The following is a 14475-nucleotide window of genomic DNA, read 5'->3' on the forward strand; positions in this document are numbered from 1 at the left end:
AGTGGCTGGAGCCGTCAGCTAAACCAAAGCCCGCCCCGCAGCCAAGTCCTATCACGCGCTCGTTAGGCGCATGAAAAAGGGCGGCCTGTTTCCAGACCGCCCCTGATCAGCTTTTGCGCCAAGGCATTAAGCCTCGCTGGAGATCACCTCACGGATCGCCGCATTGGCGATGGTCAGCTTGGCGAAGGTCCAGCCCGCTCCCGAAGCTTCGATGCCATCCACTGAAGCGCGAAGCGCTTCAACTGCCGGCAGGCGCTGTCCGATCCATGCATCGACTGCATCCTCGGCCATGGCCTCGGTCTCGCCCACGCCCTCGTTGGTGGTCTTGGCCACAGCACGGGTCAGGGTCATTTCTTCGGTCATGAGGTCCTGAACCAGACGGCGCACGGCCAGACGGTCGAAGTGATCACCCGACTTCACCGAACCGGCAGCAGCGCGCAGACGGTCAAAGTCGAAGGCGGCCCCCACTTGGTGATACAGGCGTGCCATGGCCGGAGCCGACCAGCCAGCCTCGTCGGCCAGATCGCCGATGTCCGCAGTGGCGACCAGCGGACGCAGCATGGCGACCGTGCGGGCCAGCTCTTCGGGCGCACCCAGATCGATGAAACGCTTCACCCGCTCTTCCAGACGACCCTGTTCAAAGCGCGACAGCACATCGCCGCCAGCCTGACGCAGGGCATCCGCCGCCGGACGATATTTGGCGATCAAACCACCGACGCTGGTTTCCTGACGGGCCGCACGGCGCGCCAGCCAGAAGGTCTGGCGACGCAGCACCACAGCGATTTCCTGATAGAGGGCGATCTGCGCCTCTGCGGGAATCTCGAGGTCCAGTCCCGAGACGGCATCCCACGCTTCATCCAGACGGAAGATGCGACGGGCGGCCTCGAACGCTACCGTCATCGAGGTGGTGTCGCACTCGGCGGCAGCACGCAGACGGTCCGGGAAGGTCGGGCCGCACATGTTCACGATCTCGTTCGCCAGCACGGTTGCGATGATCTCGCGGCGCAGGCGGTGGTTCTTCATGTCCGCCTCGAACTTCGCCAGCGGAGCGGGGAAGTAGCGGATCAGGCTTTCCTCGAAGAAGGGGTCTTCCGGTGCCTGCGAAGCGACGATGTCGTCCGACAGTTCCAGCTTGGCATAGGCGGTCAGTACGGCCAGTTCCGGACGGCTGAGGCCTTGGCCTTCCTTCTTCAACTCGGCCAGCTTGGCATCATCCGGCAGGAACTCGACCACCCGGTTCAGCTTACCCTCGGCTTCCAGCGCGTGCATGAACTGCTGCTGGGCATCCAGTGCTGCAACGCCTTCGGCCTGTTGCAGACTGACGGCGAGGGTCTGGTCATAGTTGTGGGCCAGAACTTTGAGGCCGACTTCCTCAGTCATCGACTTCAGAAGCGCGTTGCGGTCTTCGACCTTCAGATTACCCGCGGCGATCGCACCACCGGTCAGGATCTTGATATTCACCTCGTGGTCCGAGGAGTCCACGCCGGCCGAGTTGTCGATGGCATCGGTGTTCAGACGAACGCCTGCACGAGCCGCTTCGATACGACCGACCTGAGTGGCACCGAGGTTGGCACCTTCACCCACAACGGCAGCACGCACATCGCCGCCGTTGATGCGGATGCTGTCGTTGGCCTTGTCACCGGCCTGGGCGTTGGTTTCGCCCGCGCCCTTGATGTAGGTCCCGATGCCGCCGAAGTAGAGCAACTCGACGCGCGACTTCAGGATCGCCTGCATAAGCTCCTGCGGGGTCACGACGTCGGTGTCGATATCCAGCAGTTCCTTGATCTGCGGGGTCAGGTTGACCGACTTGGCATTGCGCGGGAACACGCCGCCGCCTTCCGAGATCAGCGACTTGTCATAGTCCTGCCAGCTGGTGCGCGGGGTGTTGAACAGACGATTGCGCTCTTCCCACGACTTGGCCGGATCGGGGTTCGGATCGAGGAAGATGTCACGGTGGTCGAACGCAGCCACCAGTTTGATGGCTTTCGACAGCAGCATGCCGTTGCCGAACACGTCGCCCGACATGTCACCCACGCCAGCCACAGTGAACGGCTCGGACTGGATGTCCTTGCCCATCTCGCGGAAGTGGCGCTTCACGGCTTCCCATGCGCCGCGAGCGGTGATGCCCATTTCCTTGTGGTCGTAGCCAGCAGAGCCGCCCGATGCGAACGCATCGTCCAGCCAGAAGCCATAGGACTGCGACACGCCATTGGCGATGTCCGAGAACGTCGCCGTGCCCTTGTCGGCGGCAACCACCAGATAGGGGTCGTCACCTTCCCAGGCGACGACGTTTTCAGGGCGTACCGGAGCGCCTTCGCCGACGATGTTGTCGGTGATGTCGAGCATGCCCGACAGGAAGGTCTTATAGGCGCGGATGGCTTCTGCTTGCGTTGCGTCGCGGTCACCACCGACGGGCAGTTGCTTCGGATAGAAGCCGCCCTTGGAGCCAACAGGCACGATGACCGAGTTCTTCACCTGCTGGGCCTTCACCAGACCCAGAACCTCGGTGCGGAAGTCGTCGCGACGATCCGACCAGCGCAGACCGCCACGGGCCACGGGGCCAAAGCGCAGGTGTGCGCCCTCGACGTGCGGTGCCCAGACGAAAATTTCGCGGAACGGCTTGGGAAGCGGCATGTCCTCGATCTCGCGCGGGGCGATCTTGATCGAGATGTGCGGCTTGTTCTGGTAGAAATTAGTGCGCTTCAGAGCGCCAACCAGATCGGCCAAACGGCGCAGGGCGCGGTCGTGGTCGAGGCTGGAGACCTCCTGTAGCAGCGCCTTGATCTCGGCCTGAATGCGGGCGACTTCGGCTTCACGCGAGGCCGCATCGCCGCCCTTGGCCGGATCGAACTTGGCCGCGAACAGCGAAAGGATCGCACGGGCCACTGCCGGATACTGGATCAGAGCCGCTTCCTGAACGGCCTGCGACGGGTCGAGACCGGTCTGCTGGCGATAGCGGGCGAGGGTGCGGATCAGGGCCGCTTCGCGCCAGTCCACACCCAACTCGAGTACCAGACGGTTGAAGCCGTCACTTTCAGTACGGCCATTCCAGACCGCGGCGAAGGCGGCTTCGAACGGTGCCTTGACCTCACCGAAGCTCAGCTTGTCGCCGCGCGGGTCTTCCAGCAGGAAGTCGTGGATGTAGATCGGCTCGTCGCCTTGCGGGCGCATGACGTGGTCGGATTCTTCCAGCGTCTTCAGGCCCATATCGGCGAGGATCGGCAGGACGTCCGAAAGAGGCACCGCGCCGCCACGGCGATAAAGCTTGAAGCGGAACTGGAACGGGGTCTCGGCCTCGGTCCGGAAGGCGCGCACCGCCACCGGCTCGGCGGTGATGCCGTCAGCAGTAGCGCCGTCGTTCAGACGGTCGATCTGCTTGAGGTCCTCGACAGCTTCGACGGCGTCGTAGCGGTCCCGATAGCCAGCACCGTACGCCTCGGCCCATTTCGCACTGGTCGGTCCGACAGCCACTTCATCGAAGTGGGCGCTGCGCAGAGCCGATTCGAAACGGTCGATCCACGAACGGCCTGCCTCGGCGATCTCGGCTTCGAGTGCCTTGGGGTCCGGCGTCGGATGGTCGCCCGGCGTAACGCCGATGATGTAGTGCACGCGGGTTAGCGGCTGGTCCGACAGTTGCGGATACCAAGCCGAGACACGACCACCCCAGGCCTTTGCCAGGATCTCGCCGATGCGGGCGCGCAGGGCGGCATCGAAGCGTTCGCGCGGGATGAAGCACAGAACCGAGACGAAGCGGTCGAACGGGTCCTGACGGCTGAACAAACGGATACGCGGGCGGTCGTACAGGTGCAGAATGCCCAGCGCCGTATCCAGCAGTTCGTCTTCCGAGATCTGGAAAAGTTCGTCGCGCGGGTAGTTCTCGAGAATATTCTTGAGGCGCTTGTAGTTGTGGGTGCCCTGAGCCTTGCCCGCGCGCTCGAGCGCATTGGCCACCTTGCGACGGATCAGCGGCACTTCCTTGGCCATCTTGTCGTAGGCTTCAGCGGTGAACAGACCCACGAAACGGGTTTCACCGATCACACTGCCCGAGGCGTCGTAACGCTTCACGCCGATGTAATCCATGTAGGCACGGCGGTGTACGCGCGAGCGGAGGTTCGATTTGGCAACCGTTACCGGTTCGCTCTGGTCGGCCTGCTGCTTCATGGCATGGGTCAGGACCGCCGGTTCCGAGGCGCGGCGCAGCACGCGGCGCTCCTGGTCGCGAAGCACGCCCAGACCCGCAGCCTTGCTCATCGGATCGTCGGCTTCGCTCGGGAACTCATATTCGCGGGTGCCGAGGAAGACGAAATGATCGCTCTTGACCCAGCGTAGGAAGGCGATGTTCTCGTCGAGAACGGCAGCGTCGACACGGCCCGAACCCGCTTCGCTTTCGAGGCGCTCAATGGCCCCCTGCATGGCCTCGATCATCGCGCCGTGGTCGACCACCGCCGCGCGCACGTCGGCCATGGCTGCTGCCAGACCTTCGCCCAGAACGTCACGGCGCTCCTGCGGCAGCGGGTCAATGATCAGGATGATCATGGAATCGCGACGGCCAGCGGCGACTTCGACGATGGGGTGGTAGAAGGCGCGAACCGTAACGCCCGCATCGGCCAGTTCGCCCAGAACGCTGTCCACGAGGAACGGCGCGTCGTCCTGGAGGATCAGGACCTGGTCATAGCCGGTGGCACGGCCATCGCTGCCGGTCAGCGGACTGACGGTAACCAGCGCGGACGAACCGGCGGCGCGCTGGCTGGCCTGCGTCCAGGCGTTGTTCAACAGGACGGCGAGATCGTTGAGGTTCAGCTCTGGCGTCTCGTCCGCTTCATAGTCCTCGATCACCTGCTCCAGCAGGGAGGTCTGCGCGATGCCCGGCGGACCGGCTGCCACCTCGGAGAAGGCTTTTGCAAGCATCTCCAGATTGGCTAGGTCGGCAGGAGCAGAACGCGAAGCGGCTGACATGGGGACTTCTCATCAGACGGGGCAGGTGTGCCACCAGATGAAATGCACCTTAGCGCCGTGAACGCTTATTCCTAGGGGTCTTTACACCTAGAATTCAGTGTGCACCGCACAATGTTGCGCGAACATCCCTATCGTTAGAAAACCACCGCTATCATCGGCCATACAAATGGACGATTTCGCCCCACACCCGCCTCAATCGAGCGGTGTGACTGTCATCTGGGCCTGAGAATGAACAAGGCCGTCGAACGGGGTCCGACGGCCTGCTCAGTCCGGTGCCATAGGAGGGGGAGGGGAGGCACCGGCCATTTAACGAAGGGCCCCAGGGAGGGGGAGGGGAAGGGGCCGCATCGTGTGATTTTCGATTTAGGGGCGGATTGCGGCGAATCAAGGACCGATAGAAGAATAATTTCGGTCAATTTGGCTTCAGCGCCTGATCAAACCCGAAATACGGCCAAATATCGACGATTTCTTGCGGTCGTCTTCTTCTCCGTCCTGTTCTGCATATGGGTTGCCGTCACCCGACAGCAAGACCGCCATCCACCGCGAGGCCTTGAACTCGGCCAAAATCGCCATCGCCATGACGGCTAGCGGTGTGGACAGGAACATACCCGCTACGCCCCACATCTTGCCCCAGAAGGCGAGCGCAAGAAGCACGGCAATCGGATCAATGTTCTGGTTGTCACCCTGCATACGGGGCTGAATGACATTGCCGACCACGAACAGGACGATCTGCAAACCCACCAAAAGGATCAGAGCCGGCCAATAGCTTTCGAACTGGACCAGAGCGAACAGGGGCGGTGCCAGGCCCGCAATCGCCCCGCCCAGAATGGGGATGAAGCCGACGATAAAGATGACGAAGGTCCAGAACTCCGCATTCTGCAGGCCGACGACGCGCATAAGCACCCACGCGACCAGACAGATCATCACGCCAGTGACCGCCTGAACCCACAGATAGCCCTCGACGCCGCCACGCACCCGTTCGAACACTTCGACAGCTTCGTGCCGGCGCGATCGGTCCGGGAACATATTGACGATCTTCTTTTTAAAGCCCTGCTTGGAGGCGATCAAAAAGCCGAGGTAAATCAATACGAAGAACGCACCCGATGCCGCGCCCTGAACCTGTACAGCCGCAACCGTCAGCCAACCGCGAATGTCGACACCGGCAACCAGATCACGGAAGGTTGGGGGATCCGAAATACCGGCCATGCGGCTTACGTCCAGAATGATCTGGTCCAATCGCGGGCCGATGCTGCCGGCCACACCCGATGCATCCGTAAAGAAGCCCGCAGCGCCGTCCACAATGATCCATAGCGAGCCCAGAAAGCCCAGAACCACCAGCCCGACCGAAGTCACGCCCGCGAAACGCGCCGGAATGCGAGCGTAGTCCACCAGCCAGCGCTCGATCCCCGCAATCATGATCATCAGAAAGATGGCCATGGCCAGAGGGGTCAGAATATCGCGAAGCCAGTAAAGCGTTGCACCTGCGGCCACGACGGAAATCAGGACGATGGCATTGCGCGAGGTGACGGCAGTGTCGGAGGTCAGCGGAAGCTTCATGTATCGGAGTGTCCGGTTAAGCAGGCTGAGCGTCAATCGCTAGTGACGCCTATTGTTCCGTAATCGCCCAATGCCTCTTGTCGGATCGATGCATGTGACGCAGCGTAGAGGCCATCTACGGAGATCATTTAATGACCGATGCGCCTTGGCTGTTCTTAGGCCAGTCTTTCGAGGGTGAGACCCAAAAGCTCCTGCTCAACCGTGCCAACCGCCACGGGATCGTCGCGGGGGCCACCGGTACCGGCAAGACCGTGACCTTGCAGATCATGGCACAGGGTTTTTCGGACGCAGGCGTGCCGGTCTTTTGCGCGGACGTCAAAGGTGACCTGTCCGGCGTCAGTCAGGCCGGTGACGTCGCCAAATTTGCCGAGCGCGCCTCGGCCATGGGTTTAGAGCTGACGGGCAAGGCCGCCCCTACGGTGTTTTGGGACCTCTATGGTGAGAAGGGACACCCTATCCGCGCGACGGTTTCCGATGTCGGCCCCCTTTTGCTGGCCCGGATGCTGGAACTGAACGACGTGCAGGAAGGCGTCCTGTCAATCGCCTTCCACGTTGCCGACAAGGAAGGTCTCCTGCTTCTGGACCTCGAAGACTTGCGCTCCTTGCTGACCTACGTTTCCGAGAACGCCAAGACGATCGGGGCAGAGGTGGGCAATGTCTCTCCCCAGTCTGTCGCGGCCATCCAGCGCGCTCTGCTTCAACTGGAGCAGCAAGGGGGCAAATCCTTCTTCGGCGAACCAGCATTGCGTCTGGACGACCTGATCCGCACTTCCCTTGACGGCAAGGGCCAGATCAACGTGCTGGATTCCACGCGCTTGATGAACAATCCGCGGCTATATGCAGCCTTCCTGCTGTGGCTTCTGTCGGAACTGTTCGAACAACTGCCCGAGATCGGCGATCCCGATAAACCGCGCCTCGTCTTCTTCTTCGACGAGGCGCACCTGTTGTTCAAGGACGCGCCGCGCGGGCTGCTGGAGAAGATCGAGCAGGTCGTTCGCCTGATCCGCTCCAAGGGCGTCGGCATCTATTTCGTCACCCAGAACCCCGCCGACATACCCGACAGCGTTCTGGCACAGCTGGGCAACCGCATTCAGCACGCCCTGCGCGCCTATACCCCCGCCGAACAGAAGGGCCTGCGCGCGGCATCCCAGTCATTCCGCGCAAGCGACGCCTTCGATACGGCCGAGGCTATTCAGGCACTTGGCGTGGGCGAAGCGCTGGTCTCGGCGCTGGACGAAAAAGGTGCCCCGACGATGGTCGCGCGCACCAAGATCCGCCCGCCCAACTCGCGTCTGGGGCCCGCAACCGATGCCGAGCGGGCTCAAATCCTGCAGAACAGTCCGGTTCGTGGCGTTTATGACACCGCCGTCAACCGCGAGAGCGCCGAAGAGGTGCTGAAGGCCCGCAAGGCGCAGGCAACCCGCATCGAAGCCGAGCAAAAGCAAGCGGCCGAGACCGAAAAACTACGCACCAAGCAGGAAAAAGAGGCAGCAAAGGCTGCCCCGCGCGCACCGGCCCGCAAGGCTTCAAGCCGGCAAACCCCGACCGAAGCCCTGCTGAAGTCGGTCATGAGGACTGCAGGATCTACCATCACCCGCGAACTGCTTCGCGGTGTGCTGGGTGGGCTTAAACGTCGCTAAAACCGACTACTGGCGCGGTGCCAGTCGCCACATACGAAGCGGGTGCCTGACGGTGCCCGCTTCGGCCCCTGCGGCATCGCCGGTGCCCATATAGAGGTCGGCGCGTACCTGACCGCGGATGGCCGATCCGGTATCCAATGCCATCATCAGACCGCGATAGCTGCCACGCGCGCCGCGAAGATTTCCGCCATCCGCCTCGATCCATACAGCCTCGCCATAGGACCATTTGGACGGATCAACCGCGATAGAGCGTCTTGCGTGCAGGGGAATATTGGCCGCCCCTACCGCTTCGCGTCCGTCATCGGGCGTGACCGCAAAGAAGATGTAGCGCGGATTGAGCTGCATGACCTCGCGGGCAATGGGCCCTCGGTTTTGCGCCAGCCAGCCCCGAATAGCGTCTCCCGAAGTACCGTTCTGGGGCAGCAGGCCGCGCTCGGCCATGGGACGCGCAATACCGACGAACCGTTGGCCGTTATCGGCAGCGTAGGCCGCGCGCATCCTGCGCCCGTCAGGGAAGGTCAAATTACCCGAGCCCTGGATTTGCAGGAAGAACAGGTCTTCGGCGCGCATCCACGCCAGCGCTTGGGACTGGGCCGAACCAGCCTCGATAGCTCGGCGATCCCCCACCGACGCAAGGTTGGCAGGGCGGCTGAGAACGGGGCTGTCGAATTCTATGTCCGGTACAGTGCGGGCCGGATATTCAGGCGCGAAATAGGACGTCAAAAGCCCGTTCGAGCCATCCTCGTTTCGCACTTCGATAGCGACGAACCATTGCTCGAGGAACGATCTGGCCGTCGCAGCGGAGGGGTGCGGGTAGCTGGCCATCAGGGCCTTAGCCTGCTGGCAGGCCTGATAGGGCGTGCGAAGAACTCCGCAGCCCTCGGCATAGACCCTCAGCGCAGCCTGATGGTCCTCGTGGTCCCAACCCGGAAGTTGGGCCAGCGCAACGCCATAGGGCTGGGGGACCGGATAAGGCACAGGACCCGTCTGTGCCGGCGGCTGGGTTGCCGGCGGATAATAGACAGGCGGTACTGGTTGGCCCGGATAGGGCAGGGTAGGCACCTTGGGCGAAGAGGCGCAGGCCGCCGCCAGCATCAGCAGCGCAGATCCGATGGCTCCCTTGCCGAGTGCCCTGAAACGCAAACCTGAAACGCTACTGATACCGCCCGTCATCTGCATCAGGCCGTAGCCGCCTCGACCTTGGCAAGCGCCCAGTTTGGGTCTTGCGACCCGAGGCGGCGCTCGAAGGTCCAGACCTCTGCCGTGCGGCGCTCCTCGACATGGGTTTCACCCGAAGCGGCCGTAATCGTATTGCGCACTTCCGCGAGGAAGCGGACGCGGGCCTTGGCAACGTCGCCTTCCACAGTGCCCAGTTCAATATCGGCGCGCGGCGGAGCTACCAGTTCCAATGCCTCGGTCTGACCGGTAGCCTCGCGCTGGGTAATACCGGCGTCGAACGAGCCCATGACCTTCTCGGTCAACAGGGGACGCAGGGCTTCGCGATCACCACGAGCATAGGCCCGCACAATCGTCTCATAGGCCTGGCGGGCTCCGTCCACGAAACGCGCAGGATCAAAGGCCGGATCACGCTCTTTTAGACCGGCAACAGCGGCGACCAATGCGGGGTCAACCGTCGGCACTGCCGTGGTCTTGGGATCGACCGAGCCGGGCAGACCGGGTGTCACGATCATGCCCTTGGCCTTGGCCTTTTTAGCGTTGTCCTCGGGCTGGCGCCCGACCTTCTTGCCCAATACGTTATAAAGCTGGAACAGAAGCACCGCCGCGATGACGGCGAAAAGCACGATCTGGAAGGTCACGACGTCGTCATTCCTTAGTGTATCCGGCCAAGGTCATTTGTCCTTGGCGTGCTGACAACACCCCCGAGAATTCCCGCCTGCGATCAGGCGAAACCTCTGTCGATGCCGTCAAAGTTATCTTGTGATTAGGGGGCGATTAGGACCGACGCAAGGCAAAGCAGGCTTGTGTCGTTTCACCTACCGTTGCGACCGATAGTCTCAACGTGCTACCGCGACGCCTCAAACCTGCCCTGATCGGGGCACTTCGCATTTTTAGAGACGGCCTTTCGAAATGACTGACGCAACGCAGCCCGCCGACGCCAACGGCCAAAACCCGCAAGCCGATCAGGCTGGCGGCCAGCCGCAAGGTCCGGGCTTCCGCATCCTCACCCAATACGTTCGCGACCTGTCGTTCGAGAACCCGAAGGCTCCGGAAAGCCTGCGCATCGAGGGCAAGCCTGCCATCGATATGGGCGTGGAAATGAACGCTGCCGGTCGTCCGGACGGCCTGTTCGAGGTTGAACTGAAGCTGTCGGTCAAGGCTTCGGCCGAAGACCAGTCGCCGGTCTTCCAAGTCGAGCTGGTTTACGGTGGTCTGTTCGCCCTGTCGGGTGTGGCACCGCAAGACATCGAGCCGATGCTGCTGATTGAATGCCCGCGCTACCTGTTCCCGTTCGCGCGCCAGATCATCGCCCAGGCTACCGCCGACGGTGGTTTCTACCCGCCGTTCATGGTCGACCCGATCGACTTTGCGGCCATCTATGTGGCCCGCCAGCAGCAGATCGCAGGCGCTCCGGCCGAAACCGGTCAGGCCTGATCTTTCGCGATCAAGCAATAATAAAGGCCCGCCGCACCACGCGGCGGGCCTTTTAGTTAGGCGTCTTCCTTTGCGGCCGGTTCCACGCCGAAACGGGTCCAAAGAGGGTCCTTTACCCATTTGGCAAGGAAAGCGCGGTGGTCAGCGTCTTCCTGCGGTGTCAGGCGTGAGGCTAGGGGTCGCGGTCGTGGCCCGTAGTCAGTGCGTCCCTGCACCAGCGGAACGCCCGTCTGGCTGACGGCACCACCGCCCAGATCAAACGTCCGCTCCTTGCCACCGCGTAGCTCCAGATAAACCTCGGCCAGCAGACGGGCGTCGATAAGAGCGCCGTGATAGGTCCGGTCGGCCAGCGAAATCTTGTAACGCTTACACAGCGCATCCAGCGTATTGGGCTGACCGGGAAACTTGGACTTCGCAATCGCCAGCGTGTCGATCCAGCGCGGCTCGCCGGTGATCGGCTTGTGCGCCAGCAACAGCTCCCAGTCGATGAAGTTCCGGTCGAACGCAGCGTTGTGCGCGATCAGCGGCGCATCGCCGATGAAATCGAGAAACTCGTCAGCCATCTTGGCGAAGATGGGCGCATCCTTGACCATGTCGTCGGTGATGCCGTGAACCTTGATAGCGTCCGCAGGGATCGAACGCTCGGGATTGACATAGCAGTGATAGGTCCTGCCCGTCGGCAACAGGTCGACGATCTCGATACAGCCCACTTCTATCAGGCGGTCGCCCGACTTGGGATCAAAGCCGGTGGTTTCGGTATCGAGGACGATTTCACGCATGACTTCTATTGCCCCGATTGAACGTCGGAAGAAACCCCTCTGGGTGCGCGTTTCCAGTCCGGATCAAGTACCGTTTCTACGATCTGCTTCACACGGGCGTGGGCGGCTTCAAATCCTTCCGCCGTCTCGACGATGAAGTCGGCCCGTTTGCGTTTTTCGGCATCGGGCATCTGTCGCGATATGATGGCCTCGAAACGCTCCAGCGTCATGCCGGGGCGCGCCAAAACGCGTTCCTTCTGAACCTCGGCAGGAGCAGAGGCCAGAATAGACGCCACGACATGGGCGTCCGCTCCAATTTCGAACAAAAGCGGAATATCGACCACGAACAGGCGGACACCTTGAGCCTTTGCGGACTCCAGCGCCTGCATGCGATCGTGGATCACCATGGGGTGCACGATATTATCAAGCTTTTGAAATAGCGCGTGTTCTTTTCCTAGAACCGCCGCCAGTCTGGCGCGATCCACTGCGCCATCAACGATGACGTCTTCGCCGAAGGCCTCGGCAATCGCCGCAACAGCCTCGCCGCCCTTGGCGTACAGACGGTGAACAGCAGCGTCCGCGTCCCAAACCACCGCACCTTCTTCGCGCAGGAAGTTGGCGGTGGTGGACTTGCCCATGCCAATGCCGCCCGTCAGGCCCAGAATGATCATGCTTTTTCTCCGAGCAAATCCATCACAGTGCGGCGGATATCCAGCGAAGGGGGGCTTTGGCCAAAGAAGGCTTCGAACGAAGGGACGGCCTGCCCGATCAACATGGCCAAGCCATCGACGATGGTCAGGTCGCGATCCCGCGCGGCCTGAAGGAAGGGCGTGATCAGCGGGCGATAGGTCATATCCATCACCACCGCCCCGGCTTTGAGCTGCGACAGGTTATAGGTCGGCGGCACGCTGAGGGCATTGATCACAAGGTCGGCGTCATAGGTGTCGGCCTCGGTATCCGCCACATCGACGCGCCCGCCCATATCGTCCGCCAGTACCTGTGCCCGTTCACGGGTCCGGTTCAGGATGGAGACCTTGGCCCCTGCCTCGACAAGTGCCCCCGCTGCTGCACGACTGGCACCGCCGGCACCCAACAGGACGACCTTCGCGCCATCTAATGACAACGCGGAAGCCTGTTCGGTCAGGGCATTCAGAACGCCGCGCCCGTCGGAGCTATCTCCGTGGATTGCGCCATCCTTAAAGACCAGAATATTTGCAGAGCGCACCAGCTGCGCAGCGTCCGACACCTGATCGCAGGCGGCAAATGCCTGCTCTTTAAAAGGGGCCGTGACATTGACGCCGGTGATCAGGCCGGCGCGCCCAGCAGCGAGAAGAGCTTCAAATCCAGCAGCATCCTTCGGACCAAAAGCTGCATAAGTGCCATCGATGCCCGCCGCCTCCAGCCAACCGTTATGAATGGCGGGGCTAAGGCTATGCCCGATCGGCTGACCGACCACGCCCGCGAGTTCCACGCGACCACTGATCCGGCTCATTCGGGCAACACCTTGAACGCTCGCAGCTTGTCCAGCACCAGCCACAACGGCATGCCAAGAACGGTGAAATAGTCGCCGTCCACCTTGTCGAACAACTGGGAACCCATGCCTTCGAGGCGATAGGAGCCGACGCAGTGCAACAGTTCGTCGCCTTCATGCGCAATATAGGCATCAAGGAAAGCGTCCGAGAAATCACGCACCACCATGTGGGCGGTGTCCGCATCGGCCCAGAGGATTTCGCCACCTTGAGCCAGCGCTACGCCTGAGTGAAGCTGATGAGGCAGCCCGCGCATCGACGCCAGACGGGCCTTGGCCTGATCCAGATTAGGGGCCTTGGACACCAGACCACCGTCAAAGGCGAGCGTCTGGTCGGCGCCCAAAACCACCGCATCCGGATGTTGTGCCGAGACAGCTAAGGCCTTGGCCTTGGCCAGATCGATAGCCAACTGGCGCGGATCGACGCCCGGCGTCTTCAGGGCATCTTCGTCCACGCCCGCGACCTGCACTTCAAACGTCACGCCCGCATTGGTCAAAACCTCGCGACGTGCCGCGCTCTTGGAAGCGAGAATAAAGCGGGCAGGGGTCATGAAGGTACTCCAATGCGGCGATTGCGCCGTGCATTCACTAGATTGACGATAGCCGCAGCCGTTTCTTCGACAGAACGACGGGTCACATCGATAACTGGCCAGCCGCGACGCTCGAAATCACGTCGCGCTTTGATGATTTCCGCACGGACGACATCGTGATCGACATAGTCGGTGGTTTGCCCTTGATTGAGGCTATCCAGACGGTTGCGGCGGATCTGGATCAGTCGGTCCGGTGCCACCGTAAGGCCGATCACCAGCGGGTTCTTCAAACCCTCCAACCGTGATCCATCTTCGGATCCCGGCACCAAAGGCACATTGGCTGCGCGAATGCCGCGATGCGCCAGATAGATACAGGTCGGGGTCTTGGATGTCCGGCTGACGCCGCACAAAACCACGTCGGCCTCTTCCAGCTCATGCAGCGAGCCCTGACCGTCATCGTGGGCGATGGCGTAATCCAGCGCACTCATACGATTGAAATAGCCGGTATCGAGTGCGTGCTGCGCCCCGACACGCGTGGAAACGTCTGCGCCCAGATAATGCGACAGCGCCATAATCAACGGGTCCAGCGCACCGATCTGTGGGATGCCGAGGCTTTTGCATCCGCGCTCCAACTGCTCGCGAAGGTCGCGGTCGACCACCGTGTGCAACACGAGGCCCGGCGCATCCGCCACTTCGGTCAGCACCTCTTCCATCTGCTTTTCAGAGCGCACCAGAGCGTAGATGTGCTCGATGGGGATGACGCCATCAAAGCGGGCCACCACGGCCTTGGCCATCGCATTCAGCGTCTCCCCGGTGGAATCCGACACCAGATGGACGTGGAAATAGGTCGCGATACGCGATGAACCGGGTGGGCGGGCAGGGCTCATAAGGCA

At 62.0% G+C, this 14475-nt stretch carries 11 protein-coding genes; 2 read left to right on the top strand and 9 right to left on the bottom strand.

Translation table 11 applies throughout. The features are described from left to right. Positions 1–126: 126 nt before the first annotated feature. Both OB03_RS02920 and OB03_RS02925 read right to left on the bottom strand, forming a co-directional pair. A complete protein-coding gene (locus tag OB03_RS02920; RefSeq protein WP_461343180.1) occupies positions 127–4956 on the bottom strand; it encodes an NAD-glutamate dehydrogenase in 4830 nt (1609 codons plus the stop codon). 423 nt (positions 4957–5379) lie between these two features. Then, the gene (locus OB03_RS02925; protein WP_242912559.1) at positions 5380–6513 is read right to left on the bottom strand and encodes an AI-2E family transporter; all 1134 of its coding nucleotides are present in this window, start codon (positions 6511–6513) and stop codon (positions 5380–5382) included. A gap of 131 nt (positions 6514–6644) precedes the next feature. Between OB03_RS02925 and OB03_RS02930 the strand changes: the two genes are divergently transcribed. Further along, positions 6645–8153 (top strand): helicase HerA-like domain-containing protein, encoded by a 1509-nt coding sequence (locus tag OB03_RS02930; protein WP_461343181.1) that lies wholly within the window; start codon positions 6645–6647, stop codon positions 8151–8153. Between the two features lie 6 nt (positions 8154–8159). On the opposite strand, the gene OB03_RS02935 is transcribed toward OB03_RS02930, so the two are convergent. Together OB03_RS02935 and timA are read right to left on the bottom strand one after the other, a co-directional pair. After that, positions 8160–9332 (bottom strand): MltA domain-containing protein, encoded by a 1173-nt coding sequence (locus OB03_RS02935; protein ID WP_461343182.1) that lies wholly within the window; start codon positions 9330–9332, stop codon positions 8160–8162. Beyond that, a complete protein-coding gene (timA, locus tag OB03_RS02940) occupies positions 9332–9970 on the bottom strand; it encodes a TIM44-related membrane protein TimA (RefSeq protein ID WP_242912556.1) in 639 nt (212 codons plus the stop codon). Before timA ends, OB03_RS02935 begins: the two co-directional genes overlap by 1 nt. A gap of 271 nt (positions 9971–10241) precedes the next feature. On the opposite strand from timA, the gene secB reads away from it, so the two are divergent. Next, on the top strand, positions 10242–10766 hold the full coding sequence (gene secB / locus OB03_RS02945) for a protein-export chaperone SecB (RefSeq protein WP_242912555.1): 525 nt from the start codon (positions 10242–10244) through the stop codon (positions 10764–10766). Positions 10767–10822: 56 nt separating this feature from the next. Here secB and dnaQ read toward each other — a convergent pair whose 3' ends face one another. From dnaQ to OB03_RS02970, 5 genes are read right to left on the bottom strand one after another with little or no spacing between them, the layout of a single operon-like run. Next, positions 10823–11545: a DNA polymerase III subunit epsilon gene (gene dnaQ, locus OB03_RS02950; RefSeq protein ID WP_242912554.1), complete on the bottom strand. Its 723-nt coding sequence runs from the start codon at positions 11543–11545 to the stop codon at positions 10823–10825. Between the two features lie 5 nt (positions 11546–11550). Then, positions 11551–12195 carry a dephospho-CoA kinase gene (gene coaE, locus OB03_RS02955; protein WP_242912553.1) on the bottom strand — a complete coding sequence of 215 codons (645 nt, stop codon included), beginning with the start codon at positions 12193–12195 and terminating at the stop codon, positions 11551–11553. Next, positions 12192–13016: a shikimate dehydrogenase gene (gene aroE / locus OB03_RS02960; protein ID WP_461343183.1), complete on the bottom strand. Its 825-nt coding sequence runs from the start codon at positions 13014–13016 to the stop codon at positions 12192–12194. Before aroE ends, coaE begins: the two co-directional genes overlap by 4 nt. After that, a complete protein-coding gene (locus OB03_RS02965) occupies positions 13013–13603 on the bottom strand; it encodes a Maf family protein (protein WP_461343184.1) in 591 nt (196 codons plus the stop codon). The genes aroE and OB03_RS02965 overlap by 4 nt, the downstream gene beginning before the upstream one ends. Continuing rightward, on the bottom strand, positions 13600–14469 hold the full coding sequence (locus tag OB03_RS02970) for a pyruvate, water dikinase regulatory protein (RefSeq protein WP_461343185.1): 870 nt from the start codon (positions 14467–14469) through the stop codon (positions 13600–13602). The genes OB03_RS02965 and OB03_RS02970 overlap by 4 nt, the downstream gene beginning before the upstream one ends. Positions 14470–14475 lie beyond the last annotated feature (6 nt).

The sequence above is a fragment of the Brevundimonas sp. GN22 genome, from assembly GCF_054824005.1.